At 64.4% G+C, this 23,294-nt stretch carries 21 protein-coding genes and 2 tRNA genes; 10 read left to right on the top strand and 13 right to left on the bottom strand.

What is annotated here, in order from left to right; genetic code table 11:
* The first annotated feature begins 91 nt into the window (after nt 1-91).
* Entirely contained in the window at nt 92-910 is an 819-nt protein-coding gene (locus AC6LJY_RS01265; RefSeq protein ID WP_498135107.1) for an aminotransferase class IV family protein, read from the top strand.
* 95 nt (nt 911-1,005) lie between these two features.
* On the opposite strand, the gene AC6LJY_RS01260 is transcribed toward AC6LJY_RS01265, so the two are convergent.
* The 3 genes from AC6LJY_RS01260 to AC6LJY_RS01250 are packed head-to-tail and all read right to left on the bottom strand — an operon-like array spanning nt 1,006 to nt 3,769.
* The gene (locus AC6LJY_RS01260; RefSeq protein WP_498135106.1) at nt 1,006-1,971 is read right to left on the bottom strand and encodes a Bug family tripartite tricarboxylate transporter substrate binding protein; all 966 of its coding nucleotides are present in this window, start codon (nt 1,969-1,971) and stop codon (nt 1,006-1,008) included.
* A 50-nt stretch (nt 1,972-2,021) separates the two neighbouring features.
* Nucleotides 2,022-2,507, bottom strand: coding sequence for a DUF3237 domain-containing protein (locus AC6LJY_RS01255; protein ID WP_104142901.1), 486 nt, complete (start codon nt 2,505-2,507; stop codon nt 2,022-2,024).
* Nucleotides 2,504-3,769 (bottom strand): flavin-dependent oxidoreductase, encoded by a 1,266-nt coding sequence (locus AC6LJY_RS01250; protein WP_498135105.1) that lies wholly within the window; start codon nt 3,767-3,769, stop codon nt 2,504-2,506. The genes AC6LJY_RS01255 and AC6LJY_RS01250 overlap by 4 nt, the downstream gene beginning before the upstream one ends.
* Nucleotides 3,770-3,916: 147 nt before the next feature.
* Here AC6LJY_RS01250 and AC6LJY_RS01245 point away from each other — a divergent pair, with 147 nt between their 5' ends.
* The 3 genes from AC6LJY_RS01245 to AC6LJY_RS01235 all read left to right on the top strand — a co-directional run bounded on the left by AC6LJY_RS01245 (nt 3,917) and on the right by AC6LJY_RS01235 (nt 6,051).
* Nucleotides 3,917-4,411: a MarR family winged helix-turn-helix transcriptional regulator gene (locus AC6LJY_RS01245; RefSeq protein ID WP_046807032.1), complete on the top strand. Its 495-nt coding sequence runs from the start codon at nt 3,917-3,919 to the stop codon at nt 4,409-4,411.
* A 119-nt stretch (nt 4,412-4,530) separates the two neighbouring features.
* On the top strand, nt 4,531-5,322 hold the full coding sequence (locus AC6LJY_RS01240; RefSeq protein WP_498135104.1) for a tyrosine-protein phosphatase: 792 nt from the start codon (nt 4,531-4,533) through the stop codon (nt 5,320-5,322).
* A gap of 423 nt (nt 5,323-5,745) precedes the next feature.
* Nucleotides 5,746-6,051 (top strand): hypothetical protein, encoded by a 306-nt coding sequence (locus AC6LJY_RS01235; protein ID WP_120154153.1) that lies wholly within the window; start codon nt 5,746-5,748, stop codon nt 6,049-6,051.
* A gap of 103 nt (nt 6,052-6,154) precedes the next feature.
* On the opposite strand, the gene AC6LJY_RS01230 is transcribed toward AC6LJY_RS01235, so the two are convergent.
* The 4 genes from AC6LJY_RS01230 to AC6LJY_RS01215 all read right to left on the bottom strand — a co-directional run bounded on the left by AC6LJY_RS01230 (nt 6,155) and on the right by AC6LJY_RS01215 (nt 8,747).
* A tRNA-Leu gene (locus AC6LJY_RS01230) sits at nt 6,155-6,239 on the bottom strand.
* 164 nt (nt 6,240-6,403) lie between these two features.
* The gene (gene secG / locus AC6LJY_RS01225) at nt 6,404-6,871 is read right to left on the bottom strand and encodes a preprotein translocase subunit SecG (RefSeq protein ID WP_046807029.1); all 468 of its coding nucleotides are present in this window, start codon (nt 6,869-6,871) and stop codon (nt 6,404-6,406) included.
* Between the two features lie 21 nt (nt 6,872-6,892).
* Nucleotides 6,893-7,639, bottom strand: coding sequence for a triose-phosphate isomerase (tpiA, locus tag AC6LJY_RS01220; RefSeq protein WP_046807028.1), 747 nt, complete (start codon nt 7,637-7,639; stop codon nt 6,893-6,895).
* A 130-nt stretch (nt 7,640-7,769) separates the two neighbouring features.
* The gene (locus tag AC6LJY_RS01215) at nt 7,770-8,747 is read right to left on the bottom strand and encodes a zinc-binding dehydrogenase (protein ID WP_314358437.1); all 978 of its coding nucleotides are present in this window, start codon (nt 8,745-8,747) and stop codon (nt 7,770-7,772) included.
* Nucleotides 8,748-8,887: 140 nt separating this feature from the next.
* On the opposite strand from AC6LJY_RS01215, the gene AC6LJY_RS01210 reads away from it, so the two are divergent.
* A tRNA-Ser gene (locus AC6LJY_RS01210) sits at nt 8,888-8,975 on the top strand.
* A gap of 145 nt (nt 8,976-9,120) precedes the next feature.
* Here AC6LJY_RS01210 and AC6LJY_RS01205 read toward each other — a convergent pair.
* Nucleotides 9,121-10,035 (bottom strand): LysR family transcriptional regulator, encoded by a 915-nt coding sequence (locus AC6LJY_RS01205; protein ID WP_046807026.1) that lies wholly within the window; start codon nt 10,033-10,035, stop codon nt 9,121-9,123.
* A 122-nt stretch (nt 10,036-10,157) separates the two neighbouring features.
* Between AC6LJY_RS01205 and AC6LJY_RS01200 the strand changes: the two genes are divergently transcribed.
* The 5 genes from AC6LJY_RS01200 to AC6LJY_RS01180 all read left to right on the top strand — a co-directional run bounded on the left by AC6LJY_RS01200 (nt 10,158) and on the right by AC6LJY_RS01180 (nt 16,409).
* Complete coding sequence (locus tag AC6LJY_RS01200; protein WP_498135103.1) at nt 10,158-11,174, top strand: Bug family tripartite tricarboxylate transporter substrate binding protein; 1,017 nt, start codon at nt 10,158-10,160, stop codon at nt 11,172-11,174.
* Between the two features lie 43 nt (nt 11,175-11,217).
* Nucleotides 11,218-12,402, top strand: coding sequence for a serine hydrolase domain-containing protein (locus AC6LJY_RS01195; RefSeq protein ID WP_485132280.1), 1,185 nt, complete (start codon nt 11,218-11,220; stop codon nt 12,400-12,402).
* 204 nt (nt 12,403-12,606) lie between these two features.
* Entirely contained in the window at nt 12,607-13,746 is a 1,140-nt protein-coding gene (locus tag AC6LJY_RS01190) for an RDD family protein (RefSeq protein WP_255593946.1), read from the top strand.
* Nucleotides 13,747-13,803: 57 nt separating this feature from the next.
* Nucleotides 13,804-15,339, top strand: a complete 1,536-nt coding sequence (locus tag AC6LJY_RS01185) for a tetratricopeptide repeat protein (RefSeq protein WP_485132278.1) — start codon at nt 13,804-13,806, stop codon at nt 15,337-15,339.
* Nucleotides 15,340-15,860: 521 nt separating this feature from the next.
* Nucleotides 15,861-16,409 (top strand): PIN domain-containing protein, encoded by a 549-nt coding sequence (locus tag AC6LJY_RS01180; RefSeq protein ID WP_498135102.1) that lies wholly within the window; start codon nt 15,861-15,863, stop codon nt 16,407-16,409.
* A gap of 131 nt (nt 16,410-16,540) precedes the next feature.
* Here AC6LJY_RS01180 and AC6LJY_RS01175 read toward each other — a convergent pair whose 3' ends face one another.
* The 5 genes from AC6LJY_RS01175 to pnp form a co-directional block, all read right to left on the bottom strand.
* Complete coding sequence (locus AC6LJY_RS01175) at nt 16,541-18,046, bottom strand: tripartite tricarboxylate transporter permease (RefSeq protein WP_046807021.1); 1,506 nt, start codon at nt 18,044-18,046, stop codon at nt 16,541-16,543.
* A gap of 9 nt (nt 18,047-18,055) precedes the next feature.
* On the bottom strand, nt 18,056-18,478 hold the full coding sequence (locus AC6LJY_RS01170; protein WP_046807020.1) for a tripartite tricarboxylate transporter TctB family protein: 423 nt from the start codon (nt 18,476-18,478) through the stop codon (nt 18,056-18,058).
* Between the two features lie 500 nt (nt 18,479-18,978).
* Nucleotides 18,979-20,196, bottom strand: coding sequence for a threonine ammonia-lyase (locus AC6LJY_RS01165; RefSeq protein WP_498135101.1), 1,218 nt, complete (start codon nt 20,194-20,196; stop codon nt 18,979-18,981).
* 15 nt (nt 20,197-20,211) lie between these two features.
* On the bottom strand, nt 20,212-20,889 hold the full coding sequence (locus AC6LJY_RS01160; RefSeq protein WP_370512779.1) for a hypothetical protein: 678 nt from the start codon (nt 20,887-20,889) through the stop codon (nt 20,212-20,214).
* A 237-nt stretch (nt 20,890-21,126) separates the two neighbouring features.
* On the bottom strand, nt 21,127-23,289 hold the full coding sequence (gene pnp / locus AC6LJY_RS01155; protein ID WP_498135100.1) for a polyribonucleotide nucleotidyltransferase: 2,163 nt from the start codon (nt 23,287-23,289) through the stop codon (nt 21,127-21,129).
* Between the last annotated feature and the right edge of the window lie 5 nt (nt 23,290-23,294).

Raw genomic sequence — 23,294 nt, 5'->3', positions numbered from 1 at the left:
AATTTGATAATGGCGTGAAAATAACTCGTTTCCCCAGGCGCTTGCAATGCAGGATAGTGGCGAAACTTGATGATCAGCCCGGATATCCCTCATGCCCGCCTTGGATAGCTTTCCCTATGTCACGCAGCGCAACGGCCTGCCCGCCACCGCCGCCGACCTGGCCCCGCTGGCGTTTGCCGGCTACGCCCACTTCACCGCGATGCAGGTACGCGGCGGACGGGTCCGGGGCCTGGACCTGCACCTGGCACGTTTGCGCGCGGCCTCGCTGACGATGTTCGGGCAGGCGCTGCCCGATACCGCCATCGTGGATGCGCTGCGTTCGGCCATCGGCGCCAGCCCCGAGGACTTATCCCTGGTGGCCACCGTCTATTCCCCAGCCGGCGAATTCACCGTTGCCCAGGGCGATACCCCGCTGGACATCCTGGTACGGACCGGGCCGCCTTCAAATGGCCCGGCCGGGCCCCTGTCGTTGGCGGCGATGCAACACGAGCGGATGCTGCCGGCCGTGAAGCATGTGGGCGAAGTCGCCAAGACGTATCTGTTGCGGCAGGCGGCCCGGCAAGGCGCCGACGACGCAGCCTTCGTCGACCGGCAGGGTCGTTTGAGCGAGGCGTCCATCTGGAACCTTGCGTTCTGGGATGGGCAGGCCGTAGTGTGGCCCGATGCCCAGATGCTGACCGGCACGACGATGGGTATCGTGCAGCGGCAGCTGCGCGACAGGCAGATACCGCAGCGGGTGCAGCCCGTGAGGTTGGCCGACCTGCCGGCCATGGCGGGGGCCGCCGTGATGAACTCCTGGACGCCGGGCGTCGCGGTGAGGCGTATCGGCGACACCGCGATGCCGGACGCGCCCGCGTTCATGGCATTGCTGCACGACGCCTATCAGGCCGAAGCGTTGATGGCGCCGTGATGGCTTGCGGCCACGCAACGGGATGCCTGCAACGGGATGCCTGCAACGGGATGCCGGCAACGTGGATGCCGGCAAACGGGAGGGGCCGGCAACGATCAGTCGGCGCGGAAACCCGTGGCCTTCACCACATCGCTCCAGCGCTTGGATTCGCTGCTCAACAACGCTTGCAGCGTCTGGCGGTCGGATCCCACCACCACGAAGCCGGCCTCGGCCAGGCTGCGTACGGCAGCGGGCTGACGCAGCGCGGCGGCGCTGTCTTTTTGCAGGCGGTCCAGTACCGCATCCGGCGTGCCGGCGGGCGCGAACAGCGCGAACCACGCGCCGAAGTTCACGGCGGGCAGGCTGCGTTCGGCAAAGGTCGGCACCGCCGACAGCGCGGGCGAGCGCTGCGCGCCGGTGATGGCCAAGGCGCGCACCTTGCCGCCCTGCACTTGCGGCACGGCCAGCGCCGTTGTCACGAACGCGGCCTGCACCGCGCCGGACACCAGGCCGGACACCGCATCGCCCGTTGAGCGGTAGTGGATGGCCTCGATCTTCATGCCCGCTTCGCGCGCAAACAACTCGGCGCCAAAGTGGCCCGGCGTACCCGCCCCGAAGGTGGCGAAGTTGATGCGATCGGACGCCTTCTTCGCGCCGTCGATAAACGCCGTCAGGTCCTGATACGGGGAATCGGCCGGCACGACCAGCACGAAGTCGGCGCGCACCACTTCAGAGATCGGCGCAAAATCGCGCGGCGGATCGTAATTCAGGTTGCGGTAGGTGGCGGGCGAGATGCTGATGGAGCCGACTTCGCCCAGCAGAATCGTCTGGCCATCGGCCGGGCTGCGCGCCACGGTCTGCGCGGCGATCTGCCCGCCCGCGCCCACCTTGTTTTCCACGACCACGCTTTGGCCTAGCAACGGACCCATGTGTTGCGACAGCGTGCGCGCCACGATGTCGGGCCCGGTGCCGGGCGGAAACCCCACGTTCAGCCGCACCGGCCCATTGGGAAATTGCGCCATCGCGGCAAGCGGCACGCACAGCAGGAAGCCGCCCAACAGGCGGCGCAGCATTGAAGTCATGGTTGTCTCCGAGTCGTTTTTATCGTCATGCCACGGCGGATGCCGCGGGTTCAGCAAATGCGGTAGAAGCGCAGTTCGACCCGGTCGGGATAGCGTGCGCCCGTGCCGATGAACAGGCTTTCGTTCATCCAGCCCAGTGCGGGCGCCGCCGTTTCAAAGCGCGGATAGCTGCGGAAATAAATCCTGGCGGGGTCCACGGGTTCGCCGCGCACCAACCGGGCGATGTCGTCCGCGTGGCCGGTGCGTATGCCGGTGTTCTCGACGTAGACGCGATCGCCCTCGGGCGTTTCGATGACGTAGCGCGCGTGAATGTCGGTGTACGTGGCCGAGCGGATCACCTGAAAATCGGCGCCGCCCGGCAGCACCTTGCCTGTCAGGCGTGGGCCTTGCGCGGTGCCGCCCGTAATCGGGATGACGCGGCGGCGGCCTTGCGGCGTGTCGCCCACTTCCTGCGGTGCGCCAACCTGGACGATAACGGTGGTGACGTGTTCGAGCCGGGGGGCTTCGGGGTCGGTCAAGACATCGATGGTGCTCATGGCGTGGCTTCCCGGCTTTTCTTCAAGGCGGCGGGATCGAATCCCGCCAGTTGTTTGTAGCGCAGCGATACGGCCGCCAATTCCTCGTGCGCCATCACATCGTGGATGTCGGTGAAACCGTGGGGCGAGCGTTCTTCGGCCATCTGCATGACTTGTTCGGGGCCATTCAAGCGGTTGCGCAGCACGATGCCGGCCGTGCGCGGCAGGCGCTCGGCCTCATATTCCAACAATGCGACTTCCGGCGTGCGTACGCGACCGCCGGCCGCCTGCGCCAGCCAATCCGACAGGCAGCGCGCGTCCAGGATGGCTTGCGCCGATCCGTTCGAACCAATGGGGTACATGGGATGCGCGGCGTCGCCCAACAGCGTCACGCGCCCCCGCGTCCAGCGCGGCAGCGGGTCGCGGTCCACCAAGGGAAATTCGTAGATGGCTTCTGCGCCGTCGATGATCGCGGGAATGTCGATCCAGTCCCAGCGCCAGTTGGCGAACCTGTCCGCGAACACCGACTTGTCCACCTGGCGGTTCCAGTCGGTGGCCGGCAGTTCGGCGCCCGGCACGGAAAGTTCGGCAATCCAGTTGATCAGCGAGCGCCCTTCGCGGCGCAGCGGTTCAGAGATCGGGTAGCAGACGAACTTCTGGTCCTGATGACCGGCCATGAACATGCTGCGCCCGTCCAGGTAGGGCGGGGCCTCGGTGACCGCGCGCCACAGCATGCGGCCAGAGAAGCGGGGTTCGTCGCCCACCGGATGCAGTTGGCGGCGCAACGCGGAATGGATGCCGTCGGCGCCCACCAGGATATCGCCGCGCACGCGGTGCAACGATCCGTCCGCGCGCCGCCGGAACACTGCCGTGGCGCCGTCCGCGTCCTGCTCGGCGGATTCCAGCACCATGCCCGTCACAATGGCATCGTTGCCCAAACGGTCTCGCACCGCCTGCGCCAGCAGCATCTGGAATTCGCCCCGGTGCACCGAGAATTGCGGCAGCGGATAACCCGCTTGAACGCCACGCGGCTCGCGCCAGATGGGCTGGCCGAACTTGTTGTAGTAGTGCAGCTGCGACGTTTCGATGGCGCGCTCGGCCAGCGCGGGCATCAGGCCCAGCTGTTCCAGCTCGCTGACCGCGTGTGGCAGCAGGTTGATGCCCACGCCCAGCGGTCTCAGTTCCTGGGCGCTTTCATATACGCGGCATTCGATGCCGCGCCGATGCAGCATCAGCGCGAGCGTCAGCCCGCCGATGCCGGCGCCGGCGATGACGATTTGCATGTCTACTCCTGGTCTTATTTGTTATGCAACATAACAAAATTGCCGCCGATTCCGCACCGGGGATTTCCCGTAATCCGGTAGCGCGGCGCGCATGACTGCATTAGTGTTGAGCCCCCTGACACCAGGACCCTGCCCCGCGCCGCCGCCATGTCACGAGCCGCATCCCAACGCCCCCGCCGCCCCGGCGCGCGAGGCGAGCAGTTTCAGCCCCACGTCCCCGGCGTCCAGTACGGCGCACTGGACGGTCTGGTCGGCTACGCCATCCGCCGCGCGCAGATCGTTATCTATGAGGACTTCCTGGCCGCGTTGGCGCCGTGGGACATCACGCCCCAGCGGTTTTCGGCGCTGACATTGATTGCGGCGAATACTCACCTGAAACTAACGGACCTGGCCCGCATCCAGGGCATCGCGCGGTCGGGCGCCGTGCAGATCGTGAACCAGTTGCAGGCGCTGGGCTATGTGGAACGGCAGGACGCCGAGCACGATAAGCGCGCCTATTCCCTGGCAGCAACGGACGCCGGCCGCGCCGTGCTGGCCGACATTACAGAGGCCGTGCAGGCGCATGACGCGCGGATCAGCCAGGAACTGGGTGCGGCGGAAAAGCGGCAGCTGATTGAATTGCTGGGCAAGCTGGGGGCTTAGGCCCGGGCGGCTATTGCCCAAACGAGCGCCGGCGCAGCCCCCCCATAAGGGCGGCATGGCCGCTGCGAGCGCGCCCGTGGTGCTACGATCCACCGACCCGTTTACACGTGAAGGAACCCATGCCGACCCCCATGCGCCAGCAACACCCATTCATGCCAACGCCCGAAGCCATGCAGCGCCGCCTGGAGCTTGAGAACGTGCACAATGCGCGCGACCTGGGCGGGCTGGCCGGGATCGACGGCCGGCGCGTGCGGCGGGGCAAACTGTTTCGCAGCGGCAACCCGGGCCGCGCCAGCGCCGCCGACCTGGAACGGCTGGGCGCGCTGGGTTTGGAAGCCGTCATCGACTTTCGCGCTGAACCGGAAAAGGCCCACGACGAGGCGCACTTCGGCCAACGCTTTCACTGGATTGCATCGCCCGTGCTGGACGGCAATATGGCCATGGCGTCCCTGCTGCCGCGCCTGCGCGACGCCAGCCCGGCATTCGCGACGACCATGATGGTCGAGATCTACCGAGAATTTCCGTCGCGCTACCAGGCCGCGTTTGGCGGCTTCATGAACACGGCGATGACGGGCAAGACGCTGCTCTTTCATTGCACGGCGGGCAAGGACCGCACCGGCTTCGCATCGCTGTTGCTGCTATCGGCGCTGGGCGTGGCGCAGGACGATATCCTGTCGAATTATCTGGAATCGAATCACTGCAACGCCCGGTTCTTTGAGGACATCCTGGCGAAGTCCAGCGCCAGCGGCATCAAGGACGACGTGATGATGCCGCTGCTGGAAGTGGCGCCCGCGTACCTGGACGCGTCGGTGCAAGCCATCAAGCAGGAATACGGCAGCATGGAACGGTATCTGAAAGACGCGCTGAAGATAGACGCCGACGTCTTGCGCAATCATTACCTGGAAGCCTGAATCTTGCCGCACGGGCGCGATTCAGTGGCTTCGGCGGGTTCAGCTACTTCAGCCGCTTCAGTTGCTTCAGTTGCTTCAGTCGCCCGAGCTGCGGCGCAGCCGATCGGAAGACTGCTTGTTCAAGCGCTTTGCCTCTTCTTCGGCGTAGTCTTCTTCGCCGGGGTCGTATGAGCCTTCGTGCATGCAGCTGCTGCGATACCACTGGCACTCGCTGCTACGGGAGTCTCCCAAGCCAACCATGGAACATCCTGTACCCATCGCGATTAGCGACGCTGCCGCACCGCAACGGATCAACTGTTGAATCGACATAAGCTTGCCCTACCGTTGAATCTACAACGCCCTTTATAACAGTGCCGCATCACTGTTTTGGCGTGCATGGGCGTGCGCATTACATCCCCTAACTGAAACCCTAGGATCGAAACCATGCTGAAGGACCGCGCATTTCTGGCTTGGCTTGCCGTCTTTGCCGTGGTGGCCGGCACACTGATTGCGTTGCTGTGGCCACGGACGTCGGCGCCTGTATCGATTGGGGGTGGCGGCTATGACCTGTCGGATTGGGTGTACACGCTGTCGCTGCTGGCGTTCACGGGATTGTGGTCGACGGTGGCGACGCTGATCGGGCTAAGCCGAAACAACGCGCATGCCGCGAAGCGGGCGTATCGATTGGCGGCGGTCGGGCTCACGACATTCGTGGTGGCGGTGGTGGCGTTTGGCGGGAACTTGCATTGAGGCATTCAATGGCCATGTGTCCAAGGCCAAAGGCAAACGCAAAGGCAAAGCAAAAAGCCCGCTGAAACGTAGCGTTTCAGCGGGCTTTTTTGCGAGGAATTCTTGGTGCCGACGGCGAGACTCGAACTCGCACAGCTTTCGCCACTACCCCCTCAAGATAGCGTGTCTACCAATTTCACCACGTCGGCATTCACCAGATTTCTGTAACCCTACCGATAGGCAAGGCCAGAAAGTCGAGCATTCTAGCATGGATTTAGTAGAACCCGGAATGGAGCAGATTTCGGGCTCCGGTCCCAACGGCGCAAAATAAAAAAGCCGGCGCGCACGCCGGCTTTTTCAACCTTGCCCGATCTTACTTGGCAGGCGTTTCAGCCGGCTTGGTGGCCGGAGCGGCCGGGGCAGCGGGCACCGAAGCGTCCGGCTTGGCCGGCGCGGCAGGCGCCGCCGGAACCGAAGCGGCACCCGGAACCGAAGAACCACCGGCTGCGGGAGCAGCGGGGGCTGCGCCCGGCACTTGCGGCACGGAGCGGTCGGCCGGGAAGCTTTGCATCACGCCGGAGTCAACGGCCGGGCCGCTGGTGCCCTTGTGGCTGACGTAGGCCAGGCCGGCGGTGGACGCAAAGAAGACCACGGCGGCCCACTTCGTGGCGCGCGACAGGAAGTTGGCAGCGCCAGTGGCACCGAACAGGCTGCCGGACGAGCCGCTACCGAAAGCGGACCCCATGTCGGCACCCTTGCCCTGCTGCAGCAGGACCAGGACGATGATAGCCAGCGCGGAAAGTACTTGGACGGCCAGCAAAAGTTTAAGCATCAAGGGCATTACAGACTCCGGAACGGAAACTTAGATGGCGGCAATACGCAAAAATTCTTCAGCCACTAGCGACGCGCCGCCGACCAGGGCCCCGTCGATATCAGTCATGGCGAACAAACTGGCGGCGTTGGCAGCTTTGACGCTACCGCCGTATAAAACTTGTACTTGCGCCGCGCCCAGCGTGCGCAGGGCGGCGCGGATGGCGCCGTGAACTTCCTGCGCTTGCTCGGGGCTGGCAGTGCGGCCGGTGCCGATGGCCCAGACGGGCTCATAAGCCAGGACCATGCGCGCCACCGATTCGGCGCCCAGGGCCAGCACGGGCTTCAACTGGCGCTCGATGACGGCCAGCGTGTTGCCCGCTTCGCGATCCGCCAGCGATTCACCGACGCAGACCACCGGGGTCAGGCCTGCGGCCAGCGCGGCTTGCGCCTTGGCGGCAACGATTTCGTCGGTTTCACCGTGCAGCACGCGGCGCTCGGAGTGGCCGGCCAATGCCCAGCGGCAACCGAATTCTTTCAGCATTGCACCGGACACTTCACCGGTGTAGGCGCCTTTTTCGTGTGCGCTGACGTCTTGCGCGCCCCACGACACGCTGCTTCCGGTCAGGGCCGAGCCGGCTTGCGCCAGATAGGGAAACGGAACACAGATGCCGATCTCGCAGTGGCTCGCGGCATCCGCGGCGCGCAGCTCGGTCAGCAACGCGGCGTTCTCGGCCAGGTTGCCGTGCATCTTCCAGTTGCCCAGCACAAGGCGGGCGCGATTGTCGACTGAAGTCATGGCAGGTGTCAGAGTGGGGGTGAGCCCCGGGCAATGATGCAACCGCCCACGGGCCTGCCTGGAAAAAATTCCAGGCGAAACCCAAGATTGTATCCTGTTGCGCGGCGATACGCCGATCGCCGCGCGATTCTTACATTGTCAGGATGATTTTGCCGATGTTTTCACCGCCTTCCATCATGGCGTGCGCCTTGGAGGCCTCGGCCAGCGGGAAGGTGGCGTGAACGATGGGCTTGATGGCCCCTTTTTCCAGCAAGGGCCAAGCCTGTTCGCGCAGGGCGCGGGCGATGGCGCCCTTGAAGGCGACGGGACGGGGACGCAGGGTGGAGCCCGTGATGGTCAGGCGGCGGCGCATGACTTGCGAGGTGTCCACGTCGGCGCGGGAACCGCCCAGTTGCGCAATGATGACGATGCGGCCGTCATCGGCCAGGCACTGCATGTCGCGGGCGATGTAGTCGCCGGCCACCATGTCCAGGATGACGTCCACGCCGCGCCCATCGGTCGCGTCCATGACTTCCTTCACGAAATCCTGGGTTTTGTAGTTGATGCCTTTTTCAGCACCCAGTGCCTCGACGGCACGGGCGCGGTCGTCGCTGCCGACCGTGGCGAACACGCGGTTGCCCATGGCGCGCGCCAACTGGATCGCCGTGGTGCCGATGCCGCTGGCGCCGCCGTGCACCAGCAGGATCTCGCCTTCGGACAGGCGGCCGCGATCGAACACGTTGCTCCAGACCGTGAAATAGGTCTCGGGCAAACCGGCCGCTTCGACGTCGGACAAGCCCTTGGGAATGGGCAGGCATTGCGCCACGGGCGCCACGCAATATTCGGCGTAACCACCGCCGGCCACCAGGGCGCAGACCTTGTCGCCCACGGCAAAACCGCTGTCGGCAACGTCGCCGCCCACGATCTCACCGGCCACTTCCAGGCCCGGCAGGTCGGACACGCCACGCGGCGGGGCATAGTTGCCCTTGCGCTGGAAAACGTCGGGGCGATTGATGCCCGCGGCGCTGACTTTGATCAGGACTTCACCCGCGCCGGGTTCGGGCGTGGGGCGTTCTACGGGGACCAGGACCTCGGGGCCCCCGGGGCGGGAGATTTCTACAGCGTGCATCGCGTGCCTCCTTTGCAGCAAATAGATTATTATTGCGCCCTTTACGGCATCTCGCGGGATCGTTCGGGCAGAATGTTTGCCTGACGGCCGAATCCCCAAACCGTAACGCCGCGACCCGACGCGCGGCGCGGCATCACCCCGGAAGCGTGGCAGAGTGGTCGATTGCACCGGTCTTGAAAACCGGCAACGGGCAACCGTTCGTGAGTTCGAATCTCACCGCTTCCGCCAGACCCTCGACAGCAGCCCACGCGCCTTTGCGGCGCGGCTGCGTTCCCCTACCCGTGTTGCAGACCGGCCCGAAATACGGCCTTGGCCCCGGCGCCCGCGCGCTATATCGGCAGGTGCCACGCAAAGACACCGGCTTCCCGTAGCGTCACGGGGCATCCTCTCCCGACATGTAGCGCGTGCACAGTTCCCTGAGCCGCAATAGCGCGGGTGGCAGTGTTTTGCCTTCCAGAGTCACAAACACAAACTGGGACGACAACTCCAATGCCGGTCGGATATCCAAGTGCACCAACTCGCCATGGGCGATTCCAGGCTGCGCCACGCGCAGCACGCCAAAGAACACCGTATCGCTGGTTCGGACCAAATCGACCAGCGGGTGGATGTCGTTCGATTGGTACTGGATCGCTTCGATGAAATGCGCTGTTGGGCCGAAATAGGCATTCAGTCGGTGCATCACCTCGTCGCTCATGGCTCGGCCGCTGGCGGCTACGCCGAAACGACGCAAGGCCTGAAAATCGAGATCGGTCCGGCCGGCCAGTGGATGCCCGGTCCGAACCACGAAGCCCAGCGGCGTGCGGGGAAAGAACATCAGATGCAGATCCGCGTCGGCCGGGATGTGATTGCGGTGAACCACCAGCGCGTCGACCGCCCCCTCGCGCAGCTCTTGCACCTGCATCTCGGGTGCACCGCCGCTTAGCAGCAGCTTGATTGCCGGATAGCGCTCCTTCATCTCGCGCAGCAGCGGCACCGAAAGAATCGCGGTGGGCGTGGGGCCGAGGCCCAGCCGCAGCGTGCCGCCCGCGTAGTCGGCCAACAGGCTGGCGCTGCGACGCAGCTCGGACAGTTCGACCCGGATGCGCCGCGCACGCACGATGGCCAACTCGCCCAGCGCTGTCAGCGTTTTCTCTTTGTCGCGTTCAAGCAAGCGGCCGCCCAGCGTTTCTTCAAGCGCCTGGATACTGCGGCTGAGGGCGGGCTGTGTCAGGTGCAGTTTGACGGCTGCACGGCTGAAAGATCGAGTCTCCACCAACACAAGAAAGTGTTCCAGCTGCTGCAAGTTCATGCGGACCCCGTGGTTTTATTACTTCTTAATTATGCTTTGATGATTAATTATGCATTGGACGTAATGAATCGGGACTTCCAGAATGCGGGTTCACCATCCGAATTCAACTGGAGCAACAGGCCATGGCCCTCGGTTCGCGCTTTCCGCAGTCGGCTTCTCCCCGTTTTCAACGCCTGATAGGCCTGGCCGCGGCCGGCACGCTGGCCATGGCTTGCGCCGCGCCAGCTAGCGCCGCCGACTGGCCGGCCCGCCCGGTCTCGGTATTTGTTCCCGTGGCTGCCGGCGGCGCGGCCGACGCGCTGGCGCGTGCCTGGGCCGCCTACGCCGGCAAAGAGATCGGCGGCACCGTGGTGGTGGAAAACAAGCCCGGCGCCAACGGCAGCATCGCGGCCGCCTATGTGGCCAAGCAGCCGGCCGACAGCTATGCGCTGCTGTTCGGCAGCACGTCCAACATGTCGGTAAACCCATTCACCTACTCGCAGCTGGCCTACAACCCCATTCGCGACTTCGATCCGGTCACGAAGATCGCCGGCACCTCACAGGTGCTGGTGGCCAATCCAGCCACCGGCATCCGGTCGGTGGATGACCTGGTGAAGAAGGCCAAGGCCAGCCCCGGTCATCTGAACTACGGCTCGGCCGGTATCGGCAATTCCACACACCTGAACGTGGCATTTCTGGCCGAGCACTTCAAGATCGAGATGTCGCACGTACCGTACAAGGGCGCAGCGCCGGCAATGATGGATTTGATCGGCGGACAAATCGACCTGACCGCGGACGCGCTTACCGGCGCGGTGCCGCAGGTCAAGACCGGCAAGGCGGTACCGCTGGTGATCTTCGGCGCAGACCGCGTCGCGCAGCTTCCCGATGTGCCCACGATTGCGGAGGTCGGCGTGCAGGGCTTTCCCGGCGACGCCTGGTACGGCTTGATGGCGCCCAAGGGCACGCCCCCCGAGATCGTGACTCGGCTTACCGAGGCCACGCGCAAGTTCTGGGCTGATCCGGCGGTGCGCAAGCAAATGGCCGACATCTACATGACGCCGCCCAAGGAGCTTGGACCCGCCTCGGTGGCGGAGTCGATGAAAACCGAGGCCGATGTGTGGGGCCCGATCGTGAAACGCCTGGGCGTGCGCAACGACTGATTTGTGCCGGGCCCCGCGCGCCCGGCTTTTTATTGAGGTATCCATGAACGCTATCCCCTCCCCGCGGTTGGCCGAGGCCGTTGAACACCTGCCGCGCGGTGAAGACTTCCTGCTGTGGCCGCCCTGCCTGCAGTCGTATGGCTATCGCATTGTCGATCGCCTGTTCGCCACCCGCGCCATCCGCCGTGGTTCGCAGCCACGCCCCTTGCCGCGCGCTCCCGAAATCGACGTGCGCTTCACGCAGGGCGATGAACAGCTGGGTGTGGCCGATCTGATGGACCGCAACAACGTTGCCGGCCTGATCGCGATCCATCGCGGCCACATTGTTCTGGAACGCTATGGCCTGGGTTTCCAGGCGCATGAGCGCTGGTCGACCATGTCCACGGTCAAGTCCATGACGGCCATGCTGACGGGCGCGGCCTTGCACGACGGCTCGATTGCGAGCCTGGACGACCCGGTGACGGCCTATGTGCCGGCGCTGGCCGGCTGCGCCTACGATGCCGTGACGGTGCGCCACCTGCTGACAATGTCATCAGGTATCGCCTGGGAAGAAAACTACACCGACAAGTCCTCGGATGTGAATCGCTATAGCAAATCGCTGGCCGACAAGGTGCCGGGCGGCGTGCTGGGCTTGCTGCGCGCCTGCCATCGCGCCCACGACGCCGGCCGGGTATGGCACTACAACACCGGGGATACGTATCTGCTGGGCGCGGTACTCAGCGCCGCCACCGGCGGGACGCTGGCCGACTATATGTCACGGCGAATCTGGCAGCCGTGCGGCATGGAATTCGACGGGTTCTACACGCTGGAATCTGACGATGGCCAGGAGATCGGAGGCAGCCGCGCGGGCATGACGCTACGCGACATCGGCCGCTTCGCACAGTTCGTCCTGGACGATGGCGTGGCGGGCGGCGAGCGCATCCTGCCCGAAGGCTGGGTCGCACGGTCCGGCACCCCGGCATTCCAGATCCCGGCCGACCAGCACACCGCCCATCGAGAGGCGCTGGGCCTCGCGGCGTACGGCTACAGCTGGTGGCTGCGCGAGGACGGCGCGATGATGGCCATGGGCCATTCCGGTCAGCGCATCTTCATCGATACGCGCGCACAGCTGGCGGTGGTGCAGCTTGCCGCCTATCCCGAGCCGCGCTACGCGAGCCCCAACGAGCCAGACCGCGATGCAGCACTGAACGCTTTCATTCTTGCCCTGCGCGAGGCCACGGGCGCATAAACATGGGCCGGCGCCGGGCGATGATCCGCGCCCGGCATCGCGACGGAACCTTGCGACACCGCGGAGCGCTGCGCCCCACCTCTGTTTCAGTGGCGGCCGTTCGCACACGCGGTGATCCGGGTTTTCCCTAGCGCAAGACTTGAGTATCATCCGCGCTCCGGTCGTTGTTGTACGGCCCCAGGCGCCTCCAGGATCTCAGTTTCCATGCAATGCCCTCGCTGCAATTGGCAGAACCCCGCCTCGAATACGCAATGCTTCAGTTGCCAGGCGCCGCTGCCTGTCCCGGCTTCGTCGGCCGCCCAACCCGCCGGCGCATTCGCCACGGGCAAGAAAAAAACAAAACCCGCCAAGGCCTCCGCGCCTAAAGCCGCCGCCCGGTCCGCCCCCGCCGGACAAGGCAACGCGCTGGTGTTCCCCAGCATCTGGCCACGGCTGGGTGCAAGCGCAATAGACGCCGTGGTGATGGCAGTGGGGATGACCGTCTTGATCCTGGCGTCCCAGCTGACCTACGAGGGCTTGACCGGTGACAAGGCGCCCTTCTGGATTGCCTTGATCGCCGGATTGATCGGCTGGTTTCTGCCCGCCATCATGGACGCGTGGGGCAACGGGTCGCCGGGCAAGCGCGCGGTGAAACTGCGCGTGGTCAATCGCAAAGGCAAGGCGCCGGGCCTGGTGCGGTCGTTGTGGCGGCACACGTTGAAGTACACGGTGAACATGCTGCTGCCGGGCCTGTTTCACCATTTGCAGCAAATGATCTTTGGCGAACGCGCCATGCACAACGCCTTGGCCGGCACGCACGTGATCACACGCGATGCGAACCCGCACGCGATGCAGGCGGCCGTGGCGCGCGCCCCGTCCGTCACCGGCGCGGGCAAGTTCCTGTTTTTTGTTTTCGGCACCCTGGTCCTGGTGGTGGTGGGCATCGTCATTGGCGTGAACGCCACCGGCGATCGCAACAGCGACAACCCGCTGCATGCGGATATCAACCGCTACGACCTGGTATCCGACCCGGTGCGCCGCCTGGCGGAAAACCACTATCGGCGCACGCAGAAGTTTCCGGCCAGCCTGGACGACCTGGGCATCAGCCAGCAGTCCATGCAAGACAGCGGCTTTTCCAAGGTGGAGATGAACCCGGTCAACGGCGTATTGCGCTTCACCATTGCCGGCACGCCCAGCACCGACGGCACGCCCAGCCTGGCGGGCAAGCATCTGGTCTACGTGCCGGAACTGCGCGCCGAACGCAAAGGTGGAGGCGTGCGCCGGTGGCAATGCGGCAGCGACGACATCCCCGCCAGCGACCGTACCTACAGTTGCCGCCACGACGCCAGCGCCTTCTCGCGCTAGGCCACCCGGCCATTCTCAGCACCCGCCAAGCAACCGACGTAACGACGGAACCCACGCATGTCCGCCTTGATCGAAGCCATCCACCGCGCCGAAGACGGCAGCGACTTGCCAAAAATGCTGTCGCTGTGCGACCAGGCCGTGCGCGAACAGCCGGCATCGGCCACCGCGTGGGCCTTGCGTGCCCGCTGCCACGCGCAACGCAAAGCCTATGTCCAGCGTGACGCAGACCTGGCGCGCGCGCTGGCGCTGGACCCGCAATGCAGCGACGCCATCGCCGTGCAGGCGGTGGTGCAATACGACGACGGCGACAAGCAGCAGGCGTGGCGCGGATTACGCGATGCCCGCCAACGCGCGCCTTCGCACTTTGGCCTGCTGATGGCCGAAGGCTACCTGCTGATCAACGACCGCCGCCTGGAAGACGCCATTGCCAGCTGGACCCGCGCCTCTCAAGTGCGTTCGGCCGCCGCCGCGCCGCACTGCTATATCGGATCAAACCTGCACAACGCCGGTCGCTATACCGAGGCCCTGCCCTACCACCAGCGTGCCGTCGCGCTGGCGCCCAACAACGGCGGCTTTTTGTACGATGCCGGCAATAACTACCGGCGCCTGGGCGACCTGCAAAACGCCATCGCCATGTTCGACCGCGCCCGCGCCATCCTGGGGGAACAAAACGCCATCCAGCACAACCGCGCGTCCTGCCTGCAAGCCATGGAACGCCACGCCGACGCCATTGAGGAATGGACCAGCCTGCTGCGACGCGAGCCCGACTGGGACTGGCCGCTGGAAGGCAAGGCGCGGTCGCTGCACCGGCTGGGTCGCGCGGACGAAGCCGTGCCCTTGTGGCGCCATCTGGATACGCTGTCCGACACCGGCTGGGAGGGCCGCAAGGAACAAGCGCGCGAATACGTGCGCAGCCGCGAACCGAAACTTGCCGAAGAAGCGCTGATCGGCCTGGACCCGCTTGATAGCGGCGACGCGCAGCTTTTGTTCGTGGCGGGCAACGCCCAGCGCGACCAGCGCAATTGGGAAGCCGCGCTGGCGTACTACCTGAAAGGCTATGAGCTCGCCCCCAGCGACGACTTCCTGCCCGGCAACGCGGCCGACATGCTGAACTACCTGGAACGCTACGACGAAGCGCTGCCGCTGGCCGAGGTGGCCATTTCGCTGGACCCAGACTGGCTGAAATGGCGTCGCGTCCGCATCGAAGCGCTGACGCATTTGAACCGCGCCGACGAGGCCGTGGCCTACGCCGACACCGCCCTGGAACGTTGGCCCGACAGCGGCCCGCTGCACGCCGAGCGCATCAACGCGCTGATCGCCGCCAAACGCAATGACGAAGGGCTGGCCGCTTGCGACCGGCTGCTGGCGCTGGACCCCGACTACCGCAGTTGGGCGCTGTTCGCGCGCGGCCGGATCTACGGCCAGATGAAGCGCCACGCGGAATCGGCCGTGGCCTACCGCCAGGCCTCCTCGTCCTACCAGCAAAACGGCAAGCCGTATTTTCAGGAGCTGTCGATGAAGAACGCGCTGGAAGCGGAAGCGGCCGCCGCCAAACCCGCCGGCTTCCTGGGACGGCTGTTCGGCCGCAAGTAGCCGGAACGCGCGCGGCGGGATGTTATAGTCACGCCCGCTGCCGACCCTTGCAAAGGGCCGCGCATCGCCCGAGTGGTGAAATTGGTAGACACAAGGGACTTGAAAAAATTTGAGCCCTTTGGAGGAAACTTCAAAGGTGTAGCCCGTCAAACTCGGCGAATGCCCTGGACTTGTTCCGAGCCAACGCCGAGCCAAGCCCCGATTGAAAAATCGGGGAAGGTGTAGAGAGCAGACGGCGGGCACCTAAGGCCGCAAGGCTATGGTGAAGGCGTGCTCCAGACCACGAACAGCGCACCCGCGCTGGCGGCGAAAGCCGAAGTGGTAAGAAAATCCCTCGACCGCAAGGTCGTACCGGTTCGATTCCGGTCTCGGGCACCACTTTTGCGATCGAAAGGCATCGGCCTTTCGGGTCGCCTGTCTTGCGCCTGCCCTGCGCTTTCCCCGGCTTTCCCTTTCTTCCTGTCGTCTTGAACGCCCCCGCCGCCCGCCCCCCTTTCATCGTCCTGGACGCCTGCGTCCTGATGTCCGGCATCTTGCGGCGGCTGCTGTTGCGTCTGGCGGATGCCGGCGTGTACGCGCCGGTGTGGACCGAACGCATTGGCGAGGAATGGCGCCGCAACGCGTCGCGCATCTGGGATATTCCGCCCGAGGTGCTGGCCGAGTTCTGGGCCGAGATGAATGCGCGCTTTCCCGACGCCAACGAAGCCGACACCCAGGTGTATGAGGCCTCGTTGCGCTACAGCGACCCCAAGGACTTCCACGTGATTGCCGCCGGCCTGGCGCGCCGCGCGCGTTGTGGCTGGCAGCAGCCGCCCGTGGTGCAGGTGCTGACCTGGAACCTGAAGGATTTCAACCGGTCGGAATTGCGGCGCCAGGGGCTGGATGTCTACAACCCCGATCGCATGCTGGTGCAATGGTGGCAGGCGGACGCGAGCGCCATGCGCGCGGCCATTGCGCAGATTCCCGACGACTACGTTGCGCTGGGCCGCGAGCCCGAACCCTTGGCCACGACGCTGCATCGCGAACGCTTGTATGGCTTGAAGAGCCTGGTGGCGCGCGACGCGGGGTGAAAAGGCGGGGCGGCTTCTGAAACGACTGCTGAGGCGACTGCTGGGGCGCCTTGCAGGGCGACAAGAGGGCAAAAAAAGGGCCTGGCCAGCTTGCGCCGCACCAGGCCCGGAGCCAAGCGTGTTCCCCGTGGTCAGTCGACCTCGACGAACGTTTCTTCGCGCTTCTTTCGCAGCGCCGGCAGCATCACCAGCACCAGCAAAATGGCGGCCAGCGCCAGCAATGTGGCGGACAGCGGACGCGTGACGAAGGTGCTGAATTCACCTCGCGACAGCAGCAGCGCCCGACGGAAGTTTTCTTCCATCATCGGACCCAGCACCAGGCCCAGCAACAGCGGCGCGCCTTCGCAGCCCAGCTTGCTCCAGACATACCCGATGACGCCGAAGATGGCGAACATGAAGATGTCGAACACGTTGTAGTTCAGCGAATACACGCCAATCGTGCAGAACACCAGGATTGCCGGGAACAGCATGCGGTAGGGAACGCGCAACAGCTTCACCCAGATGCCGATCAACGGCAGGTTCAAGATGACAAGCATCAGGTTGCCGATCCACATGGACGCAATCAGGCCCCAGAACAGCTCGGGGTGGCTCGTCATCACTTGCGGGCCGGGCTGGATGTTGTGGATGGTCATCGCGCCCACCATCAAGGCCATGACCGCGTTGCCCGGAATACCCAACGTCAGCAGCGGGATGAACGAGGTTTGCGCGCCCGCGTTGTTAGCGGATTCCGGACCTGCCAAGCCGGCCGGATGCCCCTTGCCGAAACGCTCGGGCTGTTTCGACAGCTTCTTCTCCAGCGTATAAGAGGCAAACGCCGACAAAACAGAACCGCCGCCCGGCAAAATGCCCAGCGCCGAACCCAGGGCGGTGCCCCGCACGATGGCGGGCGCGGCTTCGCGGAACTCTTGCCGGCTGGGATACAGCGAACCCACCTTGTCGGTGATCTCGACCCGATTCTCTTTCTGCTCCAGGTTGGCCATGATCTCGGACAGCCCGAAAACGCCCATCGCGACGATGGCGAAGTCGATACCGTCCTGCAATTCCGGGATGCTGAAATCGTAGCGGGCGACGCCCGAATTGACATCGGTGCCGACCATGCCCAGCAGCAAGCCCAGCAGGATCATGCAAATCGCCTTGGGCAGCGACCCTGACGCCAGCACCACCGCGCCGATAAGACCCAGGGCCATCAAGGAAAAGTACTCGGCGGGTCCGAACGCAAACGCCACTTCCGCCAGGGGCGGCGCGAAGGCCGCGATCAACACCGTGGCGACGCTACCCGCGAAGAAGGACCCGATGGCAGCAAGCGACAAGGCCGCGCCGGCCCGTCCGTTGCGCGCCATCTGGTGACCATCCAGCACCGTCACCACGGCGGACGTTTCGCCCGGCAGGTTCACCAGAATGGCCGTCGTCGAGCCGCCATACTGGGTGCCGTAGTAAATGCCCGCCAGCATGATGAGGCCGGCCGTGGGCGGCAACACATACGTGATGGGAAGCAGCATCGCGATGGTGGGCACCGGCCCCAGGCCCGGCAATACGCCCACCAACGTGCCCAACAGGCAGCCCAGGAATGCGTAGCTGAGGTTTTCCGGCGTGAACGCCACGGAGAAACCCAGCATCAGGTTTTGCAGTAGTTCCATTGCCGTCTCCTAGTTGGCGAATGCGCTGGGCCACAGGGGAAATATCAAGCCCAGGCCGCGGATGAACGCAAGGTAGGAGAACGCCACGAGGAACAGGCCGTTGGCAACGGCGACTTTCCAATTGAATTCGTGGCTGGCAAGGCTGCTGATGAGCACCAGCAGAAAAACTGAAAGGTAAAGCCCCAGGTGCGAAAGCGCGAAACCGTACAACACCACCGACCCGACCACCAGGAAGAGAATGCGGAAGTCGTAGCGGCTGATGGTGGTCGTCTGGGCGTTCTTGGCCAGCGCGCTGATCAGCACGACGGCGCCCATCAGCGCCAGGACGATGCCCAGCCAGAAAGGGAAATATCCCGGTCCCATACGTGCCGCGCTTCCCATGGAATATTCGGTGGCCTGCGCGGAAAAGGCCCCTCCCAAAGCAATGAACATGGCTCCGGACCAAAAGTCCTGTCTGTTTCTAATCAAGCTGCGGTCTCCCTTGTCTGACGCGCCGAACCATCACTGAAAACAACGGCGCGTGCTTATCTCAACGCCTTGCGGCACCGTCGCGAACGACAGGCAGAAAAGCGAAGTGGAAGATCCTAAATCGCATGCCGACATATCGAACATCCGTAAGAACCATGACTTTTTTGGGGATATCCCTGAGTCAAATAGTGGACATTTTTCACCTGTCTGGCCGTGATGGCGGCTTACAAACACCCTTCACTTTGCTTTCAACGCAGGCACTGCGGCGATGTTGGCCAAGGACGAAAAAGTTCCAGGGGTGACGTGAAAAAATTTTCGCAGTGGCTGCGCCGCGCAACTTTTTTTGCACCAACGTCCGACTTCAAGCGTGCGCGCGAAAACAAAAACGCCCGCAAGTTGCGGGCGTCCGTGGGGTTGATTCGGTGTCGGGTGAAGGCGGCCTCAAGCCGGTGCCGCCGCGCTGGTCAGTGGTCGTGGTTGCTGGCCGCGAAGCCCGCGGCGTTCAGTACGTCGATGACTTCCAGGATGTGGTCCGGGCCACGGGTCTGCAAGACAAAATCCACTTCGACATTGCGCACCGGCAATGACGTGAAAGCGCGTTGGTGATGCACTTCGGTGATATTCGCCTGCGCGTCGGCAATGAGTTTGGTGGCATGCGCCAGCGCACCCGGCAGGTCGCGCAAGTCCACGCGGATACGGGCAAGGCGGCCGGCGCGCACCATGCCGCGTTCGATCAGCTCGCCCAGCATCAGCGGGTCAATGTTGCCCCCCGTCAGCACCAGGCCGATGCGCTTACCCTTGTAGCGGTCGCTGCCCGCTTCCTGCGCGCGCAGCAGGGCCGCCAGGCCCGCCGCGCCGGCGCCTTCGACCACGGTCTTTTCAATTTCCAGCAGCACGACGATGGCGTGCTCGATGTCGCTTTCGCTGACCAGTTCAATGTGATCGACCAGCTTGGCGACGATGGGCTGCGTCAGCGCGCCGGGCGACTTCACGGCGATGCCTTCCGCAATGGTGTATTGCCCCTGCGGCATGTCCATGCCCTTGACCGCCGCGTACATCGACGGAAAGCGCTCGGTCTGCACGCCCACGATCTCGATGTCCGGCTTCAAGGCCTTGGCCGCCGTGGCCACGCCTGAAATCAGCCCGCCGCCGCCGATGGCGATGACCATCATGTCTAGCTGCGGCTGGTCTTCCAGCATTTCCAGCGCCACGGTGCCCTGCCCCGAAATGACGGCTTCGTCGTCGTAGGGGTGGATCATGATCAGCCCGCGCGCCTGCGCCAGCTCGTAGCCGTGCGCCTTCGCATCGTCGAACGTATCGCCCGCCAACACCACCTCGGCGCCAAAGCGGCGCGTGTTGGCCACCTTGACGGTGGGCGTGAAGCGCGGCATCACGATCACGGCCGGTACGCCCATGCGCTGCGCATGGTAGGCCACGCCTTGCGCATGGTTGCCGGCGGACACCGCGATAACCCCCTTGGCGCGCTCCTCGTCCGACAAGCTGAGCATGCGGTTCAACGCGCCGCGTTCCTTGAACGACGCCGTGAATTGCAGGTTCTCGAACTTCAGCCAGATCTCGGCGCCGAAGATGTCGGACAGCGTGCGGGACAAGGTAAACGGGGTCTTCAAGACCTGGCCGCGCAAGTGTTCGCGGGCGGTCTGGATGGAAGCGATATCGATCACGATGGGTGGGTCCTGTTAACGCACAGGCAGAAAATTGAACAGCAAGAGGCCTTGCGCATAGTTGATCCCGATGCGGCGGGAATTCTCGCCAAGCAGGTTGGCGATCAGGTCCAGCCTGCCGATGATGGCGCCGAACTCGCGTTCGAAGCTCAGGTTCGTGGCATTGGGAGACATTTCATTGGCCAGCAAAAGCAGCTCGCCCTGATTGTTGCGGCGCGAGGCCAGCAGCCAGGCGGCAGCCTCGACGTTCCGTGCGGCATTGTAGACCCGCTGGCCGTCCAACGCGTCGGTGGCATACAGGCGGGTCTTGCCGTTGTGCGCGGCGATGATGGTGTCGGCCATGCCGTAGATGAACGCGCCGACGCGGTCACCGGAGTAGTTCGGGTCCAGCGACACGGCCAGGATCTGGATGTCTCGCAGGCCGGCCAGGTCGCTGGGCGGGATGCGCACTTCGATGGCGTGTTTGACCCGGTTCACGGCGGCTTTTTGATCGGCCACGCCGGTCTTGCGCCATTCGCGCGGATTGCGCCGGTAGAGCTTGTCCAGCAGCGAATACAGGCTGGTGAGGTTGTCGCGCACTTCCAGCGTGACGGTGCGATTGAAATCCGTCTGGCCGAATTGGTCGGCCGACATGGCTTCGCTGTTGGGGCCGCGCTGCCCCGGGCCCGGACTGCTCATGCAGCCGGTCAGCATTGCGGCGGACAGCGCGCCACACAGCACCGCGCCCGCGGCGGCAGGCCATCTGGTCATGCTTGGATCATCCGATTCCCCCTTTTCTCGCGCACGACTTTACAGCAAGGTCGGCGAAGTTGGGGGACGACAGCGGGGTGAAGTCGCAAGAAGATGAATCAGCGCGTCAGTCGCGGTTTGCGGCGCCGCAATAAAAAACGGCGCCTTGCGGCGCCGTTCTTGTTCAATCAGCCTGCCAGCTTATTCAGCTTGCGGTTCCGATTGGGGGGCTGCATCGGGAGCGGCAGCGGGTTGCTGCGCTTCGATACCGCCGATTGCCTTGATGGACAGGCGCAGACGGCCCTTGTCGTCGGCCTCGATGACCTTGACGCGGACTTGCTGGCCGACCTTCAGCACATCGTTGATGTTGGCGATGCGGTAGTTGGCGATTTCCGAGATGTGCAGCAGGCCGTCACGGCCCGGCAGCACTTGCACGATGGCGCCGAAGTCCAGCAGACGCAGGACCGAACCTTCGTACATCTGGCCCACTTCGACATCGGCCGTCAGTTCGACGATGCGGCGCTGGGCTTCTTTGGCCTGCGCTTCGTCGACGCTGGCGATCACGATCGTGCCGTCGTCGGAGATGTCGATCTGCGTGCCGGTTTCTTCGGTCAGCGCGCGGATGGTGGCGCCGCCCTTGCCGATCACGTCGCGGATCTTCTCGGGGTTGATCTTGATGGTCAGCATGCGCGGGGCAAAAGCCGAGAGCTCGCCGCGCGAACCGTCCAGCGCTTCCTTCATCTTGATCAGGATGTGCAGGCGGCCTTCGCGGGCTTGCGCCAGCGCCACTTGCATGATTTCCTTCGTGATGCCCTGGATCTTGATGTCCATCTGCAGTGCGGTGACGCCGTTTTCGGTGCCCGCAACCTTGAAGTCCATGTCGCCCAGGTGATCTTCGTCACCCAGAATGTCGGTCAGCACGGCAAACTTGCCGCCGTCCAGGATCAGGCCCATGGCCACACCAGCCACGTGATCCTTGACCGGCACGCCGGCGTCCATCATGGCCAGCGAGCCGCCGCAGACCGAAGCCATCGACGACGAGCCGTTGGACTCGGTGATTTCCGACACGATGCGGATCGTGTATTGGAAGTCTTCCGGAGCCGGCAGCAGCGGGATCAGCGAACGCTTGGCGAGACGGCCGTGACCGATTTCGCGGCGCTTGGGCACACCGATGCGGCCCGTTTCGCCGGTGGCGAACGGAGGCATGTTGTAGTGCATCATGAAGCGGTCGCGGTATTCACCCATGAGCGCGTCGATGATCTGTTCGTCTTGCTTGGTGCCCAGCGTGGCCACGACCAGCGCTTGCGTTTCACCACGGGTGAACAGCGCGCTGCCGTGTGCGCGGGGCAGCACGCCCAGACGCACGCTGATGGGGCGAACGGTGCGGGTGTCGCGACCGTCGATACGCGGTTCGCCGTTCAGGATCTGACCGCGAACGATGGCCGATTCCAGCGAGAACATGATGTTGTCGACGGTGACGGCGTCAGGCGCGGGCTCGCCCTTTTCAGCAGCGGCGGCAGCCAGCTTGGCCGACACGTCGGCCGACACTTCGCGCAGCTTGGCCGTACGGGCCTGCTTTTCGCGGATCTGGTAGGCGGCGTTCAGGCCGTCCTGGGCAGCCGCGGTCACGGCGGCGATCAGGGCTTCGTCCTTGGCGGGCGCTTGCCAGTCCCACTCGGGCTTGCCGGCGTCCTTCACCAATTCGTGAATGGCGTTGATGACGGCCTGCATTTGCTCGTGGCCGAACACCACACCGCCCAGCATGATTTCTTCGGACAGCTGTTGGGCTTCCGATTCCACCATCAGCACGGCGTTTTCCGTACCGGCAACCACCAGGTCCAGCTTCGAGGACTTCAGCTGCGTGGCGGTCGGGTTCAGCGCGTATTGGCCGTCGATGTAGCCCACGCGAGCGGCGCCGATCGGGCCGTTGAACGGGATGCCCGAAATGGCCAGAGCGGCCGAGGCGCCGATCATGGCGGCGATGTCGGGATCAATCTCGGGATTGACCGACAGCGTGTGGATGACCACCTGGACTTCGTTGTAGAAGTCTTCGGGGAACAGCGGACGCAGCGGACGATCGATCAGGCGCGAGGTCAGCGTTTCCTTTTCGGACGGCTTGCCTTCGCGCTTGAAGAACCCACCCGGAATACGGCCGGCGGCGTAGGTCTTTTCGATGTAGTCGACGGTCAGCGGGAAAAACGTTTGACCCGGCTTGGCCTTCTTGGAAGCTACGACAGTAGCCAGGACAACGGTGTCCTCGATCGACACCACAACGGCGCCGGAGGCCTGGCGAGCGATCTCGCCAGTTTCCAGGACGACCGTGTGCTGGCCGTACTGGAACGATTTTGTCACTTTGTTGAACATGACGA

It is taken from the genome of Achromobacter sp. RT286_PF (assembly GCF_059760425.1).
This window is presented reverse-complemented; position numbering and strand designations above follow the sequence as displayed.

Excerpts from the sequence above, each read along its gene's own strand:
- AC6LJY_RS01265 (WP_498135107.1), top strand. The coding sequence starts at position 92 with ATGCCCGCCTTGGATAGCTTTCCCTATGTCACGCAGCGCAACGGCCTG.
- AC6LJY_RS01260 (WP_498135106.1), bottom strand. The coding sequence starts at position 1,971 with ATGACTTCAATGCTGCGCCGCCTGTTGGGCGGCTTCCTGCTGTGCGTG.
- AC6LJY_RS01255 (WP_104142901.1), bottom strand. The coding sequence starts at position 2,507 with ATGAGCACCATCGATGTCTTGACCGACCCCGAAGCCCCCCGGCTCGAA.
- AC6LJY_RS01250 (WP_498135105.1), bottom strand. The coding sequence starts at position 3,769 with ATGCAAATCGTCATCGCCGGCGCCGGCATCGGCGGGCTGACGCTCGCG.
- AC6LJY_RS01245 (WP_046807032.1), top strand. The coding sequence starts at position 3,917 with ATGTCACGAGCCGCATCCCAACGCCCCCGCCGCCCCGGCGCGCGAGGC.
- AC6LJY_RS01240 (WP_498135104.1), top strand. The coding sequence starts at position 4,531 with ATGCCGACCCCCATGCGCCAGCAACACCCATTCATGCCAACGCCCGAA.
- AC6LJY_RS01235 (WP_120154153.1), top strand. The coding sequence starts at position 5,746 with ATGCTGAAGGACCGCGCATTTCTGGCTTGGCTTGCCGTCTTTGCCGTG.
- secG (WP_046807029.1), bottom strand. The coding sequence starts at position 6,871 with ATGCCCTTGATGCTTAAACTTTTGCTGGCCGTCCAAGTACTTTCCGCG.
- tpiA (WP_046807028.1), bottom strand. The coding sequence starts at position 7,639 with ATGACTTCAGTCGACAATCGCGCCCGCCTTGTGCTGGGCAACTGGAAG.
- AC6LJY_RS01215 (WP_314358437.1), bottom strand. The coding sequence starts at position 8,747 with ATGCACGCTGTAGAAATCTCCCGCCCCGGGGGCCCCGAGGTCCTGGTC.
- AC6LJY_RS01205 (WP_046807026.1), bottom strand. The coding sequence starts at position 10,035 with ATGAACTTGCAGCAGCTGGAACACTTTCTTGTGTTGGTGGAGACTCGA.
- AC6LJY_RS01200 (WP_498135103.1), top strand. The coding sequence starts at position 10,158 with ATGGCCCTCGGTTCGCGCTTTCCGCAGTCGGCTTCTCCCCGTTTTCAA.
- AC6LJY_RS01195 (WP_485132280.1), top strand. The coding sequence starts at position 11,218 with ATGAACGCTATCCCCTCCCCGCGGTTGGCCGAGGCCGTTGAACACCTG.
- AC6LJY_RS01190 (WP_255593946.1), top strand. The coding sequence starts at position 12,607 with ATGCAATGCCCTCGCTGCAATTGGCAGAACCCCGCCTCGAATACGCAA.
- AC6LJY_RS01185 (WP_485132278.1), top strand. The coding sequence starts at position 13,804 with ATGTCCGCCTTGATCGAAGCCATCCACCGCGCCGAAGACGGCAGCGAC.
- AC6LJY_RS01180 (WP_498135102.1), top strand. The coding sequence starts at position 15,861 with ATGTCCGGCATCTTGCGGCGGCTGCTGTTGCGTCTGGCGGATGCCGGC.
- AC6LJY_RS01175 (WP_046807021.1), bottom strand. The coding sequence starts at position 18,046 with ATGGAACTACTGCAAAACCTGATGCTGGGTTTCTCCGTGGCGTTCACG.
- AC6LJY_RS01170 (WP_046807020.1), bottom strand. The coding sequence starts at position 18,478 with ATGTTCATTGCTTTGGGAGGGGCCTTTTCCGCGCAGGCCACCGAATAT.
- AC6LJY_RS01160 (WP_370512779.1), bottom strand. The coding sequence starts at position 20,889 with ATGCTGACCGGCTGCATGAGCAGTCCGGGCCCGGGGCAGCGCGGCCCC.
- pnp (WP_498135100.1), bottom strand. The coding sequence starts at position 23,289 with ATGTTCAACAAAGTGACAAAATCGTTCCAGTACGGCCAGCACACGGTC.